Below are 20,870 nucleotides of genomic sequence, written 5' to 3'. Positions count from 1 at the left end.
ACATTAATTTAAACTTCTTCCCACATTCTGCGCACATTTTCCATACTGATTCTCGAGCCTGTTTTACACTCTTCCATTCCTTCAAATTCTACTGACAAATACCCGTCATATCCTGAGTGTTTAATCACTTTTAAAACTTCCCGCATCGCTATATCCCCATGACCAATAATTGCTCCCCGCAAATAGTTTCCAGATGCTGTCGGGAACCAGCCCTTTCCAGGATTGAAATGCGACGGCCGCATGTAAAAATCTTTAATATGAACTATGGAAGCAATCGGTATATTCTTTTTTACCGCTGATACAGATTCCTCATCCACACACATAAAATTCCCCACATCAAGCGTTGTTTTAAAATTAGGCCGATTCACATGATCCACAACTGTTTGAACACGGTCACTCGCCTGAACAAAATACCCATGATTTTCAATACTTGTTGTAATTCCATGCTCAGCAGCATAATCAGCAATCCTGCGGGAAGCCTCAACAATCTTCGGCAGATCTTTTTCAAATTGCTGAATGGAAGCCTCTTGCGGTGGCCTTGAGGCAACATCATGGCGCATCAGCTTAACTCCTAATTGTGAGGCAATATCAACTTGTCCCTTAACACGATCGATTTCTTTCTCAAATTCTTCACTTGTTAATGAAATAAAATTAGCTCCAATTGCATAATTAGATATCTCGATGCCGGTGCTCTCGGCCCTTTGGCGAATTGCTTCGATTAAATCAGGGTTGTGATCGAGTGTAAATCCGAAGGGAACAATTTCAATGTGCTCTCCTCCTTGTTCCGCGATCCAGCTGATCGCTTCTAAAATATCAATTTCTTTTGATTTCAGCGCTGAAACCAGACTATACGAACTTAATCCAATTTTCATATTTAATCACCTCTTAATTGAGTCGTTTCATCACGCTCATATCTTTTCTATTGTCTTGCAGACCAGCTCTCAGCTCGTTTTTGCAGATCATCCAGAAACGTTTGAATATCAGGTGCCTGTTTATTTGCTGCTTTACTGATAAATCCATTAATAGCCGGAGCTATTTCACTGCTGAAAAACGGATTTGCCTCATCCATTAGCGTCGATTTCGAAATATCCGCTACCTCCATTGCCCGTTTCATATATTTGTCATTTTTACTCACAAAGTCAGTTTCTTTTAAAGTTGGCGTAAATTTGTAGTTATCATAGTTGTGCTTTTGAGTTTCATAGCCAGTTAAAAATTTCATGACCTCCCATGAAGCCTCAACATTTTTTGCATCTTTTGCCATAACAAAAGGATCTGCAGCCACCCAGCCTTCGCCGTTTGGTCCAAGATTTAAGCTTGTATCAAATCGCTCTAAAAGCTTTTCATCTTTATTTGCCTGAAATTCTCCCATTGTGCCTGCTCCAGAATGATCTAAAGCAATGGCAATTCGATTTTTTTCCAGTCCGAAGTTTTCTGCTCCCTGATTATTAATAAATGCTTTCGGAGGATACTTTGCAGCTTTTTCAAGCCATTCAAGAACCTTTACCATTTCTGGAGTATTAAGCATCCATTTAATATTAGCAGTATCATCCAAGCTTCCTTCTGCCCCTTTAGCACCATAAGCATGAGCCAATGCAACAAAAGTAGAAGCATTTAATGCATTCCCATTCCACCATAACCCGTAGTTTTGCTTGCCTGTTTTCGGATTTTTACCTGTCATTTCTTTCGCTTTATCTAAGATCTCTTCAGGAGTAGGATTTTCAGATAAATAATCTACGCCCCATTCATCGAAAATTTTTTTATCGTAGATGGTTATCCTTCTTCCAAGGACTGCAGGAAGACCGTATCTCTCTCCTTTAAACGATTTTGTACTGTACGAATTCTCCCAAATACCATCTAAATAGATGCTTGAATCAAATGCTGCATCCTTTTCCATTAAATCGTCGATTCCACGGAGCAATCCCTTTTCCATCCACTGTGAAGCGAATGCGCCTCCAGTATAAAGAACATCAACATCTTTTGACTGCAGCAGAGCAGTCTGTTTCGCCTGAGCATTTTCCCATGGAACTTGATACAGTTCTAATTTAATGTTGGGATATCTCGGTTTGAATTCTTTTTCAACATATTCATTTAATCCCGTTGCCAGAGTGCCTGTGATTGGATCAAGTCCATTCTCTAGCTGCCACCCTGCAAGGGCCACCCTTACCGTTCCTTTTACCTCCGAGACCACCTTGATATTTTTGTTTTCACTTGTACTGCTGGATTCTGAAGAGCAAGCGATCAGCGAAAAAAACATTAGAAATGCCAGAAACATGATCATAAGTTTTTTCATTCTGGTTCCCCTCTTTTCTTTTTTATGCAATTTATCCCGACTTAACAGGACAATTATTGCTTAATTCCTGATAAAGCAATGCTTTCCACTATATATTTTTGCAGAAATAAATAAACAGCAACGATAGGCACAAGACTTACGCTTGTTGCCGCCAATATAATAGAAGGCAAAGGAATATCTTTGTTGTACGTAAACATGGCAAGCCCTAATTGAATGGTATATTTATCGGGACTTTTCAGTGCGAGCAGCGGCCATAATAGATCATTCCAGACACCCAAAAATTGAAGAATGACCATCGTTGCAAGGATCGGAATGCACAATGGGAGGTAAATTCTCAAAAAAACGGTGAATTCATTCGCTCCATCTATGATTGCAGCTTCCCGCAGACTCCCCGGAAGCTGATCAATAAATGCCTTTGCCAAAAAAGTTCCGAATGCATAATTTAATGCGGGAAGATAAAAGGCCCAGTAAGTATCAAGAAGCTGCAGTTTATCGAAAAGCAAATATTGAGGAATCATTGTCATCTCAAATGGAATCATCATCGTACTGAGTGCAAGTACCATAATAATCCCTGCTCCTTTAAATTTAAGCTTGGAAATGGCATATCCGGAAAATAAGGCTGACATTAAACTGATTAAAATTACTCCTATTGCTACAATAAGCGAATTAATCATGTATTTGATCATTGGGACATTTGTAAATGCTGCCTCATAAGGCAAAAGCGAAGCCTCCTCTGGCCAAAATCTTGGTGGAAAAGGAATATTCAGCCTGGCTCCCCAGTCAAAGCTTGTTGTAACCATCCAGATAAAGGGGACAATCATGATGAGAGAGCCCAAAAACAAAATTCCAGTTAACAGATGTCCTCCAAATCGAATCTTTTTTTTGGGGGCCTTTTCTTTAAGAATTAATCTGCCTGAATGTTTCTGATGAATTTGATCAGGTACAATTTTCATGGTATTCCTCCTTTAATCCAGATTATTTTTTTTATTTGAATACAGCATGATAATGGTGAGGATAAGAATTATCATAAAAAGAATATAGGATGCCGCTGTAGCAATTCCCATTTGAGAAGCCAAAAAGGCATTCCTATAAATATAAAGGACAGCTGTCATCAAAGATCCTGCAGGATTTCCGGCGGTTCCCCCGATCAGCCAAACATCCGTAAAACGTTTCATTGCATTAATCGTGCCAATAATGACCATAAAAATAATAATTGGCTTTAAATATGGAACAGTGATATAAAGCCACTTCTGAAACCAGTTCGCTCCGTCCACTTCAGCTGCTTCATATAAATCCCTTGGAACGCTAGTCAAAGCAGCAATAAAAATAATCGTATTATAGCCGAGCATTCCCCAAAGCGTCATCAAAACAATACTAAAACGAGAATAAGAGGGATCAGTAAACCACCCAATCGGCTTCATTCCCAACAAGCCGAGAACGTAATTTAGAAGCCCTTCTTCTCCAGGACTGAAAAGAAAAGAGAATAAGATACTTGTTGCAACCAGCGAAACAACATTGGGAAGAAAGTATACACCTTTAAAGAAATTTCTCCATTTGGAGGAAGCGACATTATGAATCAAACTTGCCAGAATAAAAGAAGAAGAAACTCCCAATATAACCGTAAAAGCCCCCATATAGAGAGTGTTGTAGATCGATTTCCAAAACATGGAATCCGTTAGAACATATTTGTAATTGCTAAAGCCTGTCCAGCTTCCTTCAAATGAGCTTGAAGATTTTTTAAAACTCAAGATAAGTGCACCAATCATTGGATAAATAGCAAATCCAAAGATTCCTAATAATAGAGGTACTGAAAAAAGATATCCGGCAGCATCACGCTTTGTAAAAATTTTCTTACGTCTTTTTAGAACCAGTTTGCTAGAGTTTCCTGGAGATGTTTGAGTTGTAGTTTGCACATAATCCCCCCATTTCCCTATAAATAACCAACTTTAAATTCATCTAATATCTTTTAGTATTCTAAACGCATCGAATGCGGTTCCTGCTAAACCCCACTCAACGTAATTCCTTCTATTAAATACTTCTGCAGGAAAAGGAACAGCAGTTCCAATAATCGCTGAAATTTCACAGTCGTTTAATTTAGACCATGCTTCAAGGTGCAGCTTCCCCATAATTCCCTACCCACCAACCGCTACTTCCCTCATTTTCTCGCCTCATTTTGGTGAGATTGTATTTAGTGAACCCCCGCAGCAGCAGACATAAATTCTTTTAAATGAATAGCCTTTCCCGATTTGTTTGATTCATTGGCGGCAAGCGTTACACCCAATGTTTTATACGCTTCTTCATATGGTGCAAGAATTAAGGCTTTATTCTTTAATCGAATCGCTTCAATAAATGCCCGATCCTGCTCAGCATAGAAATCAATGCTCGATTTGTAAGTGACCGTTTTGTTTTTTTCAATAATGTGAAGGGTTGTGTTATCAATAACTACTCTGAAGTCACGCCCATAAAGCGCAACTCCTGAACTGTGATCGGCCTGGATAAACGAACTGGCAAGATGGCCTACTGCGCCTGTTTCAAGCGTAAAGCTGACAGAAGTTACATCCGGAATATCAATTTCCGGGATATCATTCATCACCTGCAGCGACATGTTTGCATAAACCGTGCTTACATCTCCAGCCAAGTAACGGATGAGATCCAGGGTATGTGTTGATTGCTCGACTAATTGTCCGCCGGATTTATTTATGCTTCGATACCATGGCGTTAAAACAAAAGAAGTCAGATAATGTCCTCGCACCATTGCAATTTCCTTATCCTGCAAATATTCCCTTGCCTTTTGCACAGTGTCCAGATAGCGCAAACAATAGCCGGTTGCGCAGATAATCCCTGCTTGCTCAATCGCTTTTGCTTTCGCGGCAACACCTTCCAGCTCAAGTCCCAGCGGTTTTTCAACCATCAAATGTATCCCCTTTGCTGCTGCTTTCTCTTCAATAAACCCGTGTGCGAATGGAGGAACACAAATAAACAGCGCATCCAGTGTTTCCTTTTCAAGCATTAAATCTATATCTGTATATCCTTTTGCTCCATACAATCGGCTTGCCTCTTTTACTCTCTCTGCTGATAGATCACATACGGACGCAATCTCGGCATATTCATTCAAACTCAAATTCTTTAAATGCACCGATGCAATGCCGCCTACTCCAATAAACCCAACCTTGACCTTTGTCATCTTTTATTCCCTCCTATACTTTTTGTGTGATTGTACAGCTTGATAAAATAACATCCATTTGTCGAGCTGTGTCATTTGCAAGCTCTTGTGGAGCAATCAAATATGGTGATAGTTCTGCTGTTAATACATCGTCATACTTAATTTCCTTCAGAGCCTTCATCACTGCAGCCCAATTTACATCTCCTGCCAACAATGAGACAAAACCGGTTATATTTCCTATGCTTGTCCGAAAATCTTTCACATGCACTTTTCGAATCCTGTCATTCAAGATCCGGATCCATTGTTCAGGGTAACCGAATTGAAGGACATTCCCGACGTCAAAATAAGCTCCTGCATATTGAGATTCAATCTCATCAATGTATCTTGCCATTTCCAGGGGGCTTAACAGGAATTTATTCCAGACATTTTCGATCCCAATATGCACTTTTTTTTCTTCAGCAAAAGCAGCCAGCTTGCGAAGTTCTATCTGACTTCGCTCATAACACTCTGCATAAGAGGTTTCTTCATTGACAACCCCAGGAACAACCAAGACCGTACCGATTCCCATGGCTTCAGCAAGCTCGATTTGTTTTTTCACAATGCTCCTGCCTTTTTCTCTTACATTCTCATCAGGTGAGGATAGAGGTGCTTTCCATAATAATCCCGTCGAAAGACTCGGCAGCTTCAGGCCATATTTCTCTGCCATTTTTACAATAGCGGCCGCTTCCTGAGCAGCCGTTTCCATTGTCAGCCCTATTCCTCCTTCTTCATAAACATTCAGTTCTACTGCTTCAAAGCCAGCTTCATAACTATATTCAAAAATCTTTTCAAGTGATGTTCCATCCGGATAACACCATTGATTAATACCTTTCAGCATTTTGAGCCCTCCTGTTTTTTAAATATTCAGAAATCTAATCAGCTAAAAAAACCCGGTGAACGAAACTTTTCCTGTAAAAGCACAGCAGCAGCACCCATCATTTCAAATTCAGGCCCGAGTGTCGTTGGGAGAATACGAATATCATCCTTTAAGGATGGGATGACGTGTCTTGACACCTCCTCTTGAATAGCTTCTATAAACAATGGATTATCTTGGAACATATTGCCTCCAAGTATAATAACTTCCGGATTAAATAAATGGATATAATTAACGATGCCTGCAGATAAATAAGAGACGACTTCATCCATAATTTTTAAGCAGATCAAGTCTCCCATGTTTATTGCTTTTATGAAAATTTCTGGAGTTATTTGGCTGAGCTCCTCAGGCACAAGCTCTTGGATTTTCGTCTGCTGGCCTCTTGTCAGAATTGCGGTGAGAATTTTCGAATATATCGCAGGCCAATTCACATAGCTTTCCAAGCATCCGATATTGCCGCATTCACATTTTACTCCGCTTCCTCTATTGACGGTTGTATGTCCAAGCTCACCGGAACTTCCCCTATACCCACGGTGAATGGAACCATTGATCATTAGGCCCGATCCAACGCCATCCCCGACCGTAATATAAATCACGTCTTTATAATGGCTGTAAGAACCAAAATGCTTTTCGGCAAGAACAAAGGAATTCGTGTCATTGTCCAAATAGGTCTTTAGACCAAATTGCTGCTCGATTAATTTCTTCAGGGGAACATGATTTAAATTTAATTTTGTGTTATATGAGATGATGCCTTTATCCGCATCGACGATTCCCGGTGTAATAACTGAAATGCCAACACATCTCTCCATGTTATCTGTATTTTGAAGGAACTGTTTAATAATCTCTAAAATATGATCAATCACAGCTTGCCCGAAATGCAGATTTGTAGAGTAAACTGCCTTGCGCCGTATTTCCGCTTCCAAATTCATCTCAGCAACCTTTATATAGGAATTTGAAATGGAAACACCTATAATAAAATGACTATTTGGATCAAACCTCAGCAAAACAGGTTTTCTCCCTCCATTCGAAACACCAATGCCATCCTCCCTGACAAATCCTTCATTCATCAACTCGTTTACAGCAGAGGTCACAGTTGTTGGACTAATATTAATTCGTTTGGCGATTTCACTCCTGGAGATTGGAGCTTCTTTACGGATCATGTCAAGAATAATAGAGCGATTGAGTTCTTGAATTAGTTTCAAATCCCCAGTTCTTCGCATTTAGGCAAACACCCCCAATAAACAACTTACTTTTTCCAATGACTTTAATAAGATTGTGAGGATGATAACTAAGTTAATAATTATCGATAATAATGGTATATTATGTGAAAGTTCTTGGTTGAATTTGTGATGAAAACTCATGGTGAATAGATGCAGGATTGTTAGTTCCAATCTTGGTGGATTGATGAAGGATCGATAGTTCCTATCTTGGTGAATAGACGCAGGATTGTTAGTTCCTATCTTGGTGAATAGACGCAGGATGGATAGTTCCTATCTTGGTGAATAGACGCAGGATGGATAGCCTATCTTGGTGAATAGACGCAGGATGATAGTTCCTATCTTGGTGAGGGAAATGAAACAATTTGACACTTACTTTTTCCAATGCTTTTATTAAGTTAAATTCAACTACATTATCACATGAAGCAATGATTTATTAAATGGCTAATTGTTACTATTTTCTAAATTTTCTAATATTTATAATTGGGTCTTATTTCCTTTTTTTCTCTATAAGTATTTACTATTTTAATAGGCTCACATCCATAATATTTATTGATTGATTTAAATCAACCAAATGGTAATTTCATGAATAATTACGAATAACTGAAAAGATTTACGAAATATGTTAAGCTTTCCCTATGTCAGGAAGAAGGAGTTTTATACATGATGCTTCAAGCGTTGTTGATCTTTTTACTGCAGCTGATTTTTGTTCCGGTCCTCACGATGAGAACCATCCTTCTTGTAAAAAATCAAACAAAATCAGCAGCTGGTGTCGGGTTATTGGAAGCGATTATCTACATCATCAGCTTAGGGATTGTTTTTCAGGATCTTTCAAATTTTTATAACATTATCGCTTACGTCGTTGGATTCAGTATTGGTTTGCTCCTCGGCGGATTATTGGAGAAGAAGCTGGCCATTGGCTATATAACGTATCAAGTAAATATTCCGGAGAGAAATTCGGAGCTTGTGAATGATTTAAGAAATGCAGGTTTCGGCGTTACTTCGTTTGAAGGACAGGGCATCAATTCCACCCGCTATCGTTTAGACATCGTTTCAAAGCGGTCACGCGAAGAGGAATTGCTCGAAATTATTCAGGAAAGAGAACCGGCTGCTTTCATGATGTCCTATGAAATCCGTTCGTTTAAAGGCGGTTATTTGACGAAGTCGATGAAAAAAAGACAGAGTATGTTTAACAAGAAAAAAATAAAAGGACATGCTGAGTCCTATACTGAAAAAGGCTGATGTGAATCCACATCAGCATATTTTTTATAGATAAGAAAGGATAAAATTTTGTGCATTGATGTTTTGCGCTTTTCTTATTCCTTTCCGCCTAAATCCCATTCTCTAAATCCAAATTCTCGATAAAATCCACAAACGCCTTCACAATATTCAGCTGCAGAGATTCCTCGTGAAAAAACATCCATGTTTTACGCATGATAGGCTTTCCATCAACTGTTTCGATCACAATTTTGTGCAGGTCATCAACATCACTTAAGATCATACTCGGCAAGATGGCATAGCCTAATCCGTTTACAACCATTTTTTTGCACGTATCGGCTTTATCCACTTCTATACTTATTAATGGTGGCTGAGTGAAATGTTCAGACCACCAATGATCGACAGCTGTTTTCAGAAGAGGATCTGTATGATAATCAATTCTCGGCAGTTCAGGGAGTTTCGAGATATCTATTTCTTCTTTTGAAGCAATGCACAAGGTTTCTTCAAACAACGGACGCTTTTGCCCTTTCCAGCTGTAATCTCCCCTGACAAACCCGATGTGAACATCCCCGCCGTAAATTAAATGGGCAATTTCGCTGCTGAATGCGGTCGTTACCTTGAATTCCACTTTCGGATACTGCTCTTTAAATAATTTTAATAGATTGGGAAGCTTGTAATCTGTGAAAAAGTTAGATACGCCAAGCCTTAAAGTTCCAACTGTGTTATCCTCCATATTCAGGACATTTTCTTTTATTTTTTGAATGGCTGACAGCATATCATGTGCACATTTCGCCAAATATTCTCCTTGTGGAGTAAATTGAACGCCGCGCCTTCCTCTGTGCACAATGGTCACACCGAATTCCTTTTCCAGCTGCTGCAGGCGATTCGTCAATGCCGGCTGTGAAATATATAAATGCTGCGCAGCCTTTGTGATGTTTTTTTCGCTGTAAAGCGTTTGTAAAACCAGCCAATCCCGTTCATCCACCCTCATTTCCTCCCTATTGAACATCAATTTTATTTATGGATAAGAATAAAAATTTAATATTTTATTTATATCTAAAAGTATACTATATTTGGGTTAATAAGTTGGTGATGTATCCGTTCACAGCTTTAAATCATGGAAAGAAGGAGCTTGAATGAAAGAAAACAGCGTTTTTTTTCAATGTGTCTTCTTTATGGCAGTTTGCGGGGCTTGTGGATTTCTTATTTCTCTTACAGGCGTTCCAGTCGGCTGGATGATTGGAACACTGCTGATGGCTGCTTTCCTCTCCATCATGAGTCCGAAATGGCTGAAAATGCCCCAAACAGGTATTCCGGTGCACTGGCTATTAATTGGGCAAGGTATTTTAGGGATTGAACTGGGCATGAAATTAAATGATTCTGTTTTTTATATTTTTAAAGAGAATTGGCTGACTGTCATGATGATGCTGCTTCTTTCTCTTTTCTTTGCCTTGCTCTCAGGCCTAATTTTATGGAAATACAGCAGACTTGATATGCTTACCAGTTTTTTCGCCTCTGCGCCCGGGGGCTTGTCCGCCATGCCGGGTATGGCAGAAGAAGCAGGCGCGAATACAGGAATGGTAAGCATCATTCAGACCATGCGCATATTCATTGTCGTTCTCTCCATCCCAATTCTGCTCTTTATGTGGATAGGCAACCCGGTTGAGCACACGGTTTCTCCTGCTGTATCAACTTTTGAATTCAAAGAGTTGTCAGGGACTGTTATCTTAGTACTGGCCGCATGGTTCGGCTCTTACTTATTTAAATTATTGAAATTTCCTGCTCCATGGCTGATCGGGACAATGATATGCGTTGCCATGGCAAAGTCTTTCAGTTTTACAGCCGGGTATGATCTCACAGCCTGGTGGCCGCCTGAATTCATAATTCTTTCGCAAATCTTTATCGGGGCAAGCATCGGCTCCCGTTTTCATAAGAAAATGTTCATCGGGTTGAAGGAAACCTTGTTTGTTTCATTCTTAAGTACAACTGGGCTTGTGCTCTCTATGTTTTTATGTGCTTATCTTGTTTCAGCTGCAACCGATTTGCCATTCATCACCTCGGTGCTTGCATTTGCCCCGGGCGGCATTGCAGAAATGACAACGGCTGCAGTCGTGTTTCATGCCGACTCTGCCTTTGTCGCCGCGGTTCAAGTGCTGAGGGTAGTAGCTGTCTGTATGATTCTCCCTCCTTTCTTTCGATTCTTACATGTTTTAGAATGTAAGAAGAAGAAGCAATCGCGGGCTTCTGCATAATGTTCAGGTTATAATGAACAGAGCCGATTGGGGGGACAACAGTGAATCTATTTTATAATGAAATGACAGAAGAACCTGCTTTTTATGTTAAGTCCAAGAGTAAAACAGAAGAAAAAGAAATTGAATGTGCAGCCCTGAAATTAAATGAAATTTTCCAGCATGCTGAACGGGAGAATCAGGAGATTGTATTCTTATGCATTGGTTCAGACCGTTATGTCGGCGATTCATTAGGACCATTAGTCGGAACAATGCTGTTGGAACATGAAATACCCTATCGTGTATACGGAACTTTGGAAGAACCGGTTCATGCGTTTAATTTGAAAGGAATCCTTAAAAAGATTCAAAAACCAAAGAAACCTCTCATCATCAGCATGGATGCATGCCTCGGCGATCAGGATCAAGTCGGTTCTGTTAGTTTTAATAAGGGCCCCCTTGCGCCGGGAAAAGCTCTTGAAAAAATGCTTCCGGAGGTAGGGGACTACCATTTCAAAGGGTTCGTGAATTATATCGATCCGCTGCCGGCTTCACAATTTTTAAATGATACACGTCTTTATACAATCATGAACCTGGCGAAGATCATTGTCAGGATCATTTCAGTCGCCGCGCAAAAAGAAACGGAGCCTGGTATTTAGCAGGCTCCTCCCCTATTAAGAAATAGCACCTGTTATAAAAGCAGCAATAATGATGACAAGTGAGCATAGAAGAGTCCACTTAAAGGCATAGCGCTGAAATTCGCCAAGATCGGTTTTGACCATACCAACTAGCAAAAGTGTTGAAGCAACAAGCGGACTCAGAAAATGTACGGGCTGGCCTAAAACAGAAGCTCTCGCAATCTCCAAAGGACTTACTCCATAAGCAGCTCCTGCTTCAGCAAGAATCGGCAATACACCAAAGTAATAAGCATCATTTGAAAGCACGAATGTAAACGGCATACTTGTCAGCGCCACAACCAGCGGGAAAAATGAACCAACAGATTCCGGAATGATGGCTACCAATGAATTTGAAATGGCATCGACCATTTTTGTTCCCGAAAAAATCCCTGAAAAGATACCCGCCGCGAATACAAGGATGACAACTGTTAAAGCATTTCCTGCATGTGAAATAATTCGTTCCTTCTGCTGCTCTAAATTCGGATAGTTAATCATTGCGGCAAGCACTGTACCGATTAAAAACAGAATTGGAACCGGGAGAATGCCCATGACCAGGATCACCATCACCGTGAGAGTTAATACCAGGTTTACCCATCTTAGTTTTGGCCGTTTGATATCATCCTGCATCGTATAAGCGGCTGCAGCCTCACTCAGCGCCATTGACTCCTTCGACACTTCTTCCATTTGAATAATTCCTATTCGCGCCCTCTCCTTTTTCCCAAGAACAAAGGCGATAAATAGAATACATCCCATCCCTGAAAGCATTGTCGGAAGCATAGGCAGAAAGAATTCATTTGCATCCAAGCCTAAAGAAGCAACTGCTCTTGTCGCAGGCCCTCCCCACGGCGTCATGCCGCTCATGATACTGACAGACAGCATCGAAATCGTAGCGAGAATAAGTGTATTCATGCCTATTCGGAGGTAGAGCGCAAGCATAGCCGAAATGGTAATCATGTGTGTCGTAGTTCCGTCTCCATCAAGCGCAACAATCATCGCGATCACAGCGGTTCCTATCGCTATTTTCACTGGATCGCCTTTAACCAATTTCATCATTTTATGGATAAGGGGATCAAACAATCCCGCGTCTATTAAGATACCAAAAAACAAGATTGCAAACAGGAGTAAAGCTGCTGAAGGGGCTACTACCTTCAAGCCTTCCATCATCATCTCCCCAAGCTCTAACCCGAAACCGCCAATCATTGCAAAAACAATTGGCACAATGACCAGGGCCGTAACAGGAGATAACCGCTTTGCCATAATCAAATAGGTAAAGACCGCCACCATTGAAATTCCTAAAAAAGTAAGTATCTTCATCCCCTCCTTGTAGTAAGTAACCGCTTTCAAATAACTCTTATTATCATTCGCAATATTGCATATTTTAAGATTATTAGAAACAAGGAAATAAGTAAAATATATATTTTTTTAAGTATTCTTTAAAAAAATCTTATAATGAGAAAAACGGATACAATCGTTTAGTTCCTGCAGACAGATAAGAATCCGGCAGAAAAGACAGGTTTTTATTTTGAGGGAGTTGGGATGGAGCTAGACCTTAATGCGCAACTCTTTATATTTTTTATCTCAGTAAGAAAGAGGAAAGTTCTCCTTTCCTCAAATATCAGGATGATTATTTAAAAAGTCAACAAAATGCTTAACAGTAGACAGCTGCAAGGAATCCTGATTATACATAAGCCATGTATTTCTTAAGACAGGTTCCCCTTTTTTATAGGACAAACCATATGTATATAGATTATCAGATGGCTGCAGGCAAATTTCAGGCAGAATGGCAATTCCTAAATCATTTTTCACCATCTCCTTGCACGTTTCCTGCCTGTCTGTTTCCATCGTCACAAATGGCGGCTCTGAAAAACGGTCATTCCACCACCCGTTTATTAGATTTTTAAGGGAACTATCTGTTTTATATTGAATAAACGGCAGCTGTGGCAGCCGGTCCATATTGATTTCTTTTTTCGAAATCAGACACAGCCTTTCCTTATGGAGAAGCGTTTTCGTCCCATACCAATCATAATTTCCGCGCAAAATGCCCAGCTGAACACTTGAAGAATCCAGAAGGCTCATAATCTCCGTACTCCATCCAGTGTTCACGCTGAATTGCACATGAGGATGCTCGGTAGAAAAGCCTTTTAATAGTTTGGGAAGCTTATATTGTGCAAAGTTGCTTGAAACACCAAGCCTGAGAGTTCCCCTTACTTCATTTTGCATGTTCAGCATGTAATCTTTCGTTTTCTGCAGATTTTTGATCATTTCTTCAGCGTACGCTGCTAAGTGCAGTCCTTCTGATGTGAACTCTATTCCCCCTTTAATTTTAAAAAACAAACGAGTTCCGAATTCTTCTTCCAGGTTTTTCAGTCTATATGTCAGCGCAGGCTGAGAAATATACAGACGTTCTGATGCCCGGCTGATATTTTTTTCTTCGCTTAAAATCCGTAAAGCGATCCAGTCTTTTTCATCCATTCCATTCAGCTCCGATCTTTGATTATAAGTTTTTTTATATATTCTACTAATAAATTATCTATTTTACTTATGATTATCTCTATCATACTATATTTTTAAAAGCACCGGTACTTTTTGAAAATGAATAGGAAAAGGTGGTTATGCGGGATGAAAGTGCCTGTTGTCCTGATGCGCGGAGGAACAAGTAAAGGAGTTTTTCTGAACTTTGAAGATATGCCGGCTGATCAATTGCTTTGGGATGAGTTTTTACTCGACATTATGGGAAGCCCTGACCGCAGGCAAATTGACGGACTTGGGGGAGCAAATTCATTAACCAGTAAAGCGGCAATCATCAAAAAGGCAAATTTAGAAGAGATTGATGTAGAATACACCTTTGCCCAAATCAGCATTGAAAATCAATTGGTTGATTTTAAAGGAAATTGCGGAAACATTTCATCGGCAGTTGGTCCTTACGCGATTGAGCAGGGACTTGTACCAGCAATCGAACCAATTACCAGGGTGAGAATTTTCAATACCAATACTCAAAAAATCATCATCGCGGAGGTAGAGGTAGAAAATGGCCGGGTAAAAACAGAGGGAATGTGCTCCATTCCAGGTGTGCCGGGAACTGGTTCCCCTATTTATCTTTCTTTCACAAATGCAGATGGCGCTGTAACTGGAAAGCTTTTTCCGACTGGAAACGAAAAAGATGTTATTCAAACACCGAGAGGTCCAATTGAGGTTTCAATAGTTGATGTGGCCAATCCGCTCGTTTTCGTAAATGCTAAAGATGTGGGTCTTAACGGAACTGAGCTTCCCCACGAATTTACACCGGAGAATTTGGCAGAACTTGAGGAAATCAGAGCAGCGGCAGCTGAGTTATGCGGTTTTGCAAACAAAGAAACGGCAACAAAACAATCTCCTGCGGTGCCAAAAATGACCCTTATTGCTCCCCCATTGGATTACATCGATGTAACTGGAACGCCAAGATCAGCTTCTGAAATGGATTGCACAATCAGAATGATGTCGATGCAGAAGCCGCATCAGGCCCTTGCCATTACCGGAGCCATTTGTACAACCTCTTGCGCATATCTGAAAGATACGATCTTATCAGATTTTATAACTGTCCAAAATGAAGTTTTTCGCCTAGGTCACCCGGCAGGAATTATGCAGACAAAGACAGATATAATCGCTGGCCATATCCGTGCCATCAAAGTTGTTCGAACAGCAAGAATTATCTTGGATGGGTACGTGTACACAAAGAAAAACTATGCTGTTACCGGAATGCTTGCCTGACCACATGTCGATTTTTAGTCATAATATGTCCATCTCGAAATAGGTTTTAATAAGAAGACTAAATCGGCTGAACAAGGAGGAGATATCATGTGGGTGATCACGCTCTTTTTAAAGGGATCGATTAAAATGTACGAATTCAGCACAGAAAAAGAAGCCAGAGATGCTTTCAAAAAGTTAAAAGGCAGCAAGTTTCTATCTGAAATTGTTTACTTTAATGATCCTTGTTTTGCTTGAACTGTATTGAATAGCCGTAGAAATCACTAATAAAACGCTTAGAAGTTATTCTAAGGGGTACCGTTTTGGGAGGGAAAACCTGAAATCACACGGTATTTAGCACCGGGAATAGCATTAGGATTAGTACACTAAATTCGCACCGCTTTTAGCGGTGTTTTTTTGCATAATAAAACTCAGTTCATTGTTGAACTGAGTTAATAAGTTATTCCATATATCCGGACCTAGTACCATTGCTCCTGCACCCCCACTCCTTGATCATAAGTTATTCTTTAATAAATTAAATATTAAAATATTTTATTTCCATCTAAAATGCTTAACAAATCAATAATGTCTATTCAGGAGAAGGCCCAGCTATATATTTATTCATACAGCATAGTTACGACTCCAGCATATTCTGACAAATTTTCTTTGGAAATATCCAATGTCTTAACTTCGGTTGTTCGTTGTCCGGAAAGCTGAAGAAACTTATCTACCTTTGAAAACATCAAGCCAACTACCGACAATGCCTTTGTTCTATAATGCATAGGAATTGTTATAGTAGGTTTCAATTGGCGCATTACTTGAGTAGCTTCTAGTGCATTAATCGTAAATGTACCTCCTACGGGAATGATGAGAATATCAACTTTTCCAATTTCATTTACTTGTTCACCTGAAATTAGATGCCCTAAATCTCCACAATGACAGATAGTTAGACTATCCATTTGAAAACGATATAAAATATTGAGGCCTCTTTTCTCACCATTAACCTTGTCGTGAAATGTCTTAAATCCACTAATTCTTACATCATCGCCGATGTATTCCTTCGGCTCATTAACAAGCAAGTAATCACCTGTTGCAGCTTGAATTCTACTGTGATCAAAATGGTTATGTGTAACGGCAACTATATCTGATTCAACAATCGGCATACGGTAGCGGATGAAGCGAAAATATGGATCAATGAGAATCCTAGTTCCTCCTTCAGATGTCAGTAAAAAAGCAGAATGACCAAACCATTTTATTTTCATACTAAAAAATTCTCCTTACTTTGCAATTAATTTAAAATTAATAAATCAAGCAACTTTATAGGAACCTCGGACTACAGTTCAATAATAGTCCATATTTTATTAATAACTAACCTACGTCGTTCTTTTACCCCAACAAGAAAAGGCGACACTAATTCAGCAATCGCCCCCTTTAATGGAATAACTACAAAATGGACTCAGTTCTAAAATTGCTTACTCAACTTACAATTCTTCTTAAACTAACGTACCCTATAGTTTAAGTACATAATTTCACAAACTTTATACAGAACAAGGTGCTATAGATATCACAAAGAAGGAACACTCGGTTTTAGTTACCGGTTATGATGAAAACTATATCTCCTTTAACAACCCTATGACTGTTGAAGTGAAAAAAACACCAATAAACGATTTTCGCGAGGCATGGATACAGATGGGGAAACAAGCAATTACAGTTACAAAAAAGAGGACATGGATTTAGAACTATGGCAATAACTTTATTCGTTCGGATAAAGATTCTGATATGTTTCTACTGTATGTTTAATTAAATCCTTTAAAACATTGGTATCGATATCAGTCAATTTATTAACATAAATACAAGCCTTACTCTTCGTGTGTTTACCAAAGCTTTCTAATAATTTTTCTCTTTCCTCACTTTCATAGGACAAATAAAGACTAATTTTCGCCTTTCTTGGTGAAAACCCCACTAAAGGCGCATCCCCTTCATGTCCTGATGCATACTTATAGTGATAGCTACCAAAGCCTATAATACTGGGACCCCACATTTTTGCGTCGTAACCAGTTACCTCTTCAAAAATTTCTAATAACTGATAGGCATCTGCCTTCTTCTTCTCATTTTCCACACTTTCAATAAATTCAATTACACTATTGTCGGTTTCTTTCATCTTCGGTTCATTCATATATGCGCTCTCCTATTCTCTGAGTAAATACTTGTTTAATTATTGTCATCATTATTACATTCTAGAATACAAGTCCAATTTCCGGCAAAAAAGAATAATCTCTAAATAACCAATTATCCTACAAATACTTTTGAGAACTTTATAACTTCCCCTTATAGAAAACATTTTCTACCAAAGTTCCAGTTTTTTTGATATTTTGCTATCTATTTTTACTCAAATATGTTGCAGGAAATCTAAAAGTCTTTGTTTACTGAAAACACATGCCAATCGTATTCATAATCAATTGCGACAAATTGCGAAATATGAACAACATATTTCTTTGTCTGCCTATTTTACTTAAAGCTTCTTATAGGAAGTTTCAACTATATTCTTTTCCAATTTTTACTGGTATAATATGGTTGATTTTGTTAATGAGAGGGGAGAAAAAGATGGATCAACTTGTATTTAAGCAATTTGAGATGACAAGAGAATACTTCATTAAGATTGTAGAGTCCGTTTCTAAGGAACAAACTGATGTGCAGCCAGATGGTTTTAATAACACAATTCATTGGCATACAGGTCACGTTTTGACAATTACTGAACAAACTATGTTTGGTTTCCCTAATGTAACAACTCACCTTCCCACGAATTATATGGAATTGTTTGGAAATGGCACAAAACCAGCTGATTGGACAGGGAATATACCTGCTATGGATCAGCTTATTGTACAGTTGAAAGATCAATTAACTCGTTTAAAGCAAATTCCTACTAAACAGCTAGATCAAGATTTGGATACACCATTCTTTGGGTGTAAGACTGTTGGAGAACTTGCAGGTTTAACATTAATGCATGAAGCTGCTCATATGGGGCAAATTCAGGCAATGAAGCGTATGATTGAACAAGTAAGTGTTAAAAACTGAATTTAACAAAGTGTTACATTGAGATAAAAAAACCAGTCTAATAAAACAGGTCTTTTCTTTTGTATATTTTATACATTCTTAGTTAACATAAACATAATTGATTGTTATCGGTATGAAAAAAAGGATCTTCGATTGATATTATCCCCTTATAGTAGACAGTAAAAAGAAAGGTTTGTACTGTTTATTTTGGAGGGGATTTTATCATGGGGAAAATTAGAAAGACTTATACAAAAGAGATTAAATTAAAAGCAATTAATTTGTACATAAATGATATGGGGATTAGATCAATTTCTAAAGAGTTGGGTATAGGATATACAACTATCCAAAGATGGATATCTCATTATAAAAGTGAAGGAGTCCAAGGCTTAGAGGAAAAAAGAGGAACATCACGTAGCCAGTTTAAAGGTAGACCTAATAAAGATTATGAAAGTGAGGCAGAAAAAATAAATCGATTAGAAGCAGAAAATGCCTTTCTAAAAAAGCTCTTAGCTGCGAAAAGGGGGATGTTAAAAGAAAAGAAAAATCGTTAGTATATAAAATAATCCATGAACTTAAAAAACAATTTAGTATCATCACCTTATGTAAAATAGCAGGTGTTTCAAAGAGTGGTTATTATAAATGGTTTAAACGCCAAAATAACCCTTCAAAAAAAGAGCTGGAAGATCAATCAATTGTAACAAAAATTATTAAATGCCAACAAGATCCTGATATTAATTGGAGTTATGGTTATCCAAGAATCAAAACTTGGTTAAAAAAGACCTACGGTCTAAGAGTTAATCATAAAAGAATTTATCGTTTAATGAAGAGATATGGAATTCAAGCAAAGATACGAAAAAAGAAGTGGAGGCACTTTGGACGTAAAGAAAAATGTGTCGTCTCTGATAACTATTTAAACAGAGAATTTTCAGCTACACGCCCAAATGAAAAATGGGTGACAGATATAACCTGTCTCAAATTTAATGGAAAGAAAATCTATTTATCTACAATATTGGACCTTTACAATAATGAGGTTGTTTCGTATAAGATAAGTGAAAGAAATGATCTTAAACTAGTAACTGACACTTTAAAATCAGCCATAAAAAAAAGAGATGTCAAAGGACTCCTATTGCATAGCGATCAAGGATTTCAGTACACCTCAATAAGATATAACCAACTATTAAAAAGAAGCAATATAAACGTAAGTATGTCCCGAAAGGGAAATTGTTTTGATAATGCTTGTATAGAGAGTTTTTTTAGCCACTTTAAAACAGAATGTTTTTACCGTTCTCGATTCAAGACTTCAAAAGAAGTAACAACAGCAGTAAGAAAATATATCAAGTTTTATAATAATAAACGTTTTCAAAAGAAATTAAACAACCTCAGCCCTACTGAATTTAGGGCTACGGCTGCTTAATTAGTATACCCTTTTTTTCATTGTCTACTTGACGGGGGTAAGACCAATCGAAGATCCTTTTTGCTGCTTGTTAAATTAACGCGCCTGATTGCGGAAGATCTATTGTATTATAAAAACTTGTTAAACCAGTCTTATGTGTAGAGATAATAAAGTTATTTAATTTGAGAGCCGAATATTAGCGTTTAGGCCCCAATTATAAAATGAATTTTCCACCATGATAACAATAGTAATTTTCAGCTTTAAGATTTTTAATTTTATTCAAAGACTGTTCTGCTTTCTCAACATTTAAACAAAAGTGTGGATTAGCAATAACTAATTCATGATTTTCATTAACAGCTGCATCGCCTGTAATTACACTTTTTAAACTTGGAAAATATAATGAAATATGCCCTGAGGTATGCCCTGGTGTTGCTACTACTCTACATTTGTTATCTAAAATCATATCACCATCATGTACCTTTTCATCAATTGAAACATGCTTCAAATTCTTTAATTGCTGTATAAACCATTTACCAAATTCCATTTCTTCATTTGGCATATTTTCTAGCATTTCTTCGGCTTGAACCAATCTTTCTGACTTTATTTCACCACAAATATATTTTGATTCAATTTCACTAGCTATAATGTTAATCCAAGGATACTTTTCTTTAAAATCATATAAGGAACCTATATGATCAACATCATAATGAGTAATGATTATATTCTTTAAATTCTTCATTTCATATCCATTTTTAAAAATTTCTTTTTCGATTAAAGTTAAAAAATTTATATAGCCTGTATCGACCAAGGTTAGTTCATTATTCAATATAATTAAGCTAGGATAAATATAATTTTTTTGTCCATTAAATTCAAATTCAATTGGTAGTTCTATTATCTTCATTTTTCTTCCTCCATATTAGTTCAAGAATAAATCTGTTAAAACGACTCCCCAGTAAAGAAAACTCATAGTAAAAAAAACAAACACAAATGTCGTTAA

The 20,870-nt window shown here is 38.1% G+C and carries 22 protein-coding genes; 8 read left to right on the top strand and 14 right to left on the bottom strand.

Features of this window, described 5'->3' with window-relative positions:
- Positions 1 to 8 precede the first annotated feature (8 nt).
- The 8 genes from K8L98_RS07685 to K8L98_RS07650 form a co-directional block, all read right to left on the bottom strand.
- Complete coding sequence (locus tag K8L98_RS07685) at positions 9 to 872, bottom strand: sugar phosphate isomerase/epimerase family protein (RefSeq protein WP_223440875.1); 864 nt, start codon at positions 870 to 872, stop codon at positions 9 to 11.
- Between the two features lie 47 nt (positions 873 to 919).
- Positions 920 to 2,290 (bottom strand): extracellular solute-binding protein, encoded by a 1,371-nt coding sequence (locus tag K8L98_RS07680; RefSeq protein ID WP_223440873.1) that lies wholly within the window; start codon positions 2,288 to 2,290, stop codon positions 920 to 922.
- 53 nt (positions 2,291 to 2,343) lie between these two features.
- Positions 2,344 to 3,243, bottom strand: coding sequence for a carbohydrate ABC transporter permease (locus K8L98_RS07675; protein ID WP_223440872.1), 900 nt, complete (start codon positions 3,241 to 3,243; stop codon positions 2,344 to 2,346).
- A 12-nt stretch (positions 3,244 to 3,255) separates the two neighbouring features.
- Complete coding sequence (locus tag K8L98_RS07670; protein WP_223440871.1) at positions 3,256 to 4,203, bottom strand: carbohydrate ABC transporter permease; 948 nt, start codon at positions 4,201 to 4,203, stop codon at positions 3,256 to 3,258.
- Positions 4,204 to 4,242: 39 nt separating this feature from the next.
- The gene (locus K8L98_RS07665; protein WP_223440870.1) at positions 4,243 to 4,416 is read right to left on the bottom strand and encodes a hypothetical protein; all 174 of its coding nucleotides are present in this window, start codon (positions 4,414 to 4,416) and stop codon (positions 4,243 to 4,245) included.
- Positions 4,417 to 4,478: 62 nt separating this feature from the next.
- On the bottom strand, positions 4,479 to 5,474 hold the full coding sequence (locus K8L98_RS07660) for a Gfo/Idh/MocA family protein (RefSeq protein WP_223440869.1): 996 nt from the start codon (positions 5,472 to 5,474) through the stop codon (positions 4,479 to 4,481).
- A 13-nt stretch (positions 5,475 to 5,487) separates the two neighbouring features.
- Positions 5,488 to 6,330, bottom strand: a complete 843-nt coding sequence (locus tag K8L98_RS07655; protein WP_223440868.1) for a sugar phosphate isomerase/epimerase family protein — start codon at positions 6,328 to 6,330, stop codon at positions 5,488 to 5,490.
- 38 nt (positions 6,331 to 6,368) lie between these two features.
- On the bottom strand, positions 6,369 to 7,586 hold the full coding sequence (locus K8L98_RS07650) for an ROK family transcriptional regulator (RefSeq protein ID WP_223440867.1): 1,218 nt from the start codon (positions 7,584 to 7,586) through the stop codon (positions 6,369 to 6,371).
- 663 nt (positions 7,587 to 8,249) lie between these two features.
- On the opposite strand from K8L98_RS07650, the gene K8L98_RS07645 reads away from it, so the two are divergent.
- Complete coding sequence (locus tag K8L98_RS07645; RefSeq protein ID WP_223443248.1) at positions 8,250 to 8,825, top strand: DUF2179 domain-containing protein; 576 nt, start codon at positions 8,250 to 8,252, stop codon at positions 8,823 to 8,825.
- A gap of 88 nt (positions 8,826 to 8,913) precedes the next feature.
- Here K8L98_RS07645 and K8L98_RS07640 read toward each other — a convergent pair whose 3' ends face one another.
- Positions 8,914 to 9,786 (bottom strand): LysR family transcriptional regulator, encoded by an 873-nt coding sequence (locus K8L98_RS07640; protein ID WP_223440865.1) that lies wholly within the window; start codon positions 9,784 to 9,786, stop codon positions 8,914 to 8,916.
- Positions 9,787 to 9,937: 151 nt separating this feature from the next.
- On the opposite strand from K8L98_RS07640, the gene K8L98_RS07635 reads away from it, so the two are divergent.
- The gene (locus K8L98_RS07635; protein WP_223440862.1) at positions 9,938 to 11,053 is read left to right on the top strand and encodes an AbrB family transcriptional regulator; all 1,116 of its coding nucleotides are present in this window, start codon (positions 9,938 to 9,940) and stop codon (positions 11,051 to 11,053) included.
- Positions 11,054 to 11,094: 41 nt separating this feature from the next.
- On the top strand, positions 11,095 to 11,685 hold the full coding sequence (gene yyaC / locus K8L98_RS07630; protein WP_223440860.1) for a spore protease YyaC: 591 nt from the start codon (positions 11,095 to 11,097) through the stop codon (positions 11,683 to 11,685).
- Positions 11,686 to 11,700: 15 nt separating this feature from the next.
- Here the strand turns inward: yyaC and K8L98_RS07625 are convergent, their stop codons facing one another.
- Together K8L98_RS07625 and K8L98_RS07620 are read right to left on the bottom strand one after the other, a co-directional pair.
- Positions 11,701 to 13,011 (bottom strand): CitMHS family transporter, encoded by a 1,311-nt coding sequence (locus K8L98_RS07625; RefSeq protein ID WP_223443245.1) that lies wholly within the window; start codon positions 13,009 to 13,011, stop codon positions 11,701 to 11,703.
- 300 nt (positions 13,012 to 13,311) lie between these two features.
- Entirely contained in the window at positions 13,312 to 14,175 is an 864-nt protein-coding gene (locus K8L98_RS07620) for a LysR family transcriptional regulator (protein ID WP_223440858.1), read from the bottom strand.
- A gap of 147 nt (positions 14,176 to 14,322) precedes the next feature.
- Here K8L98_RS07620 and K8L98_RS07615 point away from each other — a divergent pair, with 147 nt between their 5' ends.
- Complete coding sequence (locus K8L98_RS07615) at positions 14,323 to 15,450, top strand: 2-methylaconitate cis-trans isomerase PrpF family protein (protein WP_223440856.1); 1,128 nt, start codon at positions 14,323 to 14,325, stop codon at positions 15,448 to 15,450.
- A gap of 87 nt (positions 15,451 to 15,537) precedes the next feature.
- Positions 15,538 to 15,684 carry a hypothetical protein gene (locus K8L98_RS07610; protein WP_223440855.1) on the top strand — a complete coding sequence of 49 codons (147 nt, stop codon included), beginning with the start codon at positions 15,538 to 15,540 and terminating at the stop codon, positions 15,682 to 15,684.
- 359 nt (positions 15,685 to 16,043) lie between these two features.
- On the opposite strand, the gene K8L98_RS07605 is transcribed toward K8L98_RS07610, so the two are convergent.
- Together K8L98_RS07605 and K8L98_RS07600 are read right to left on the bottom strand one after the other, a co-directional pair.
- On the bottom strand, positions 16,044 to 16,688 hold the full coding sequence (locus tag K8L98_RS07605) for an MBL fold metallo-hydrolase (RefSeq protein ID WP_223440854.1): 645 nt from the start codon (positions 16,686 to 16,688) through the stop codon (positions 16,044 to 16,046).
- Positions 16,689 to 17,179: 491 nt separating this feature from the next.
- Complete coding sequence (locus tag K8L98_RS07600) at positions 17,180 to 17,602, bottom strand: DUF1801 domain-containing protein (protein ID WP_223440853.1); 423 nt, start codon at positions 17,600 to 17,602, stop codon at positions 17,180 to 17,182.
- Positions 17,603 to 18,030: 428 nt separating this feature from the next.
- On the opposite strand from K8L98_RS07600, the gene K8L98_RS07595 reads away from it, so the two are divergent.
- The 3 genes from K8L98_RS07595 to K8L98_RS07585 all read left to right on the top strand — a co-directional run bounded on the left by K8L98_RS07595 (position 18,031) and on the right by K8L98_RS07585 (position 19,894).
- Positions 18,031 to 18,501 (top strand): DinB family protein, encoded by a 471-nt coding sequence (locus K8L98_RS07595; protein WP_223440852.1) that lies wholly within the window; start codon positions 18,031 to 18,033, stop codon positions 18,499 to 18,501.
- Positions 18,502 to 18,704: 203 nt separating this feature from the next.
- Positions 18,705 to 19,031, top strand: a complete 327-nt coding sequence (locus tag K8L98_RS07590) for a helix-turn-helix domain-containing protein (protein ID WP_223440851.1) — start codon at positions 18,705 to 18,707, stop codon at positions 19,029 to 19,031.
- Positions 18,953 to 19,894 carry an IS3 family transposase gene (locus tag K8L98_RS07585; RefSeq protein WP_223443242.1) on the top strand — a complete coding sequence of 314 codons (942 nt, stop codon included), beginning with the start codon at positions 18,953 to 18,955 and terminating at the stop codon, positions 19,892 to 19,894. The genes K8L98_RS07590 and K8L98_RS07585 overlap by 79 nt, the downstream gene beginning before the upstream one ends.
- Before the next feature lie 193 nt (positions 19,895 to 20,087).
- Here the strand turns inward: K8L98_RS07585 and K8L98_RS07580 are convergent, their stop codons facing one another.
- The gene (locus K8L98_RS07580; protein WP_223440849.1) at positions 20,088 to 20,774 is read right to left on the bottom strand and encodes an MBL fold metallo-hydrolase; all 687 of its coding nucleotides are present in this window, start codon (positions 20,772 to 20,774) and stop codon (positions 20,088 to 20,090) included.
- Positions 20,775 to 20,870 lie beyond the last annotated feature (96 nt).

The sequence above is a fragment of the Metabacillus dongyingensis genome (assembly GCF_019933155.2).
Classification (GTDB): Bacteria; Bacillota; Bacilli; order Bacillales; family Bacillaceae; genus Bacillus_P; species Bacillus_P dongyingensis.
The sequence above is the reverse complement of the archived record's forward strand: the minus strand, read 5'-3'. Positions and strand labels throughout refer to the sequence as shown.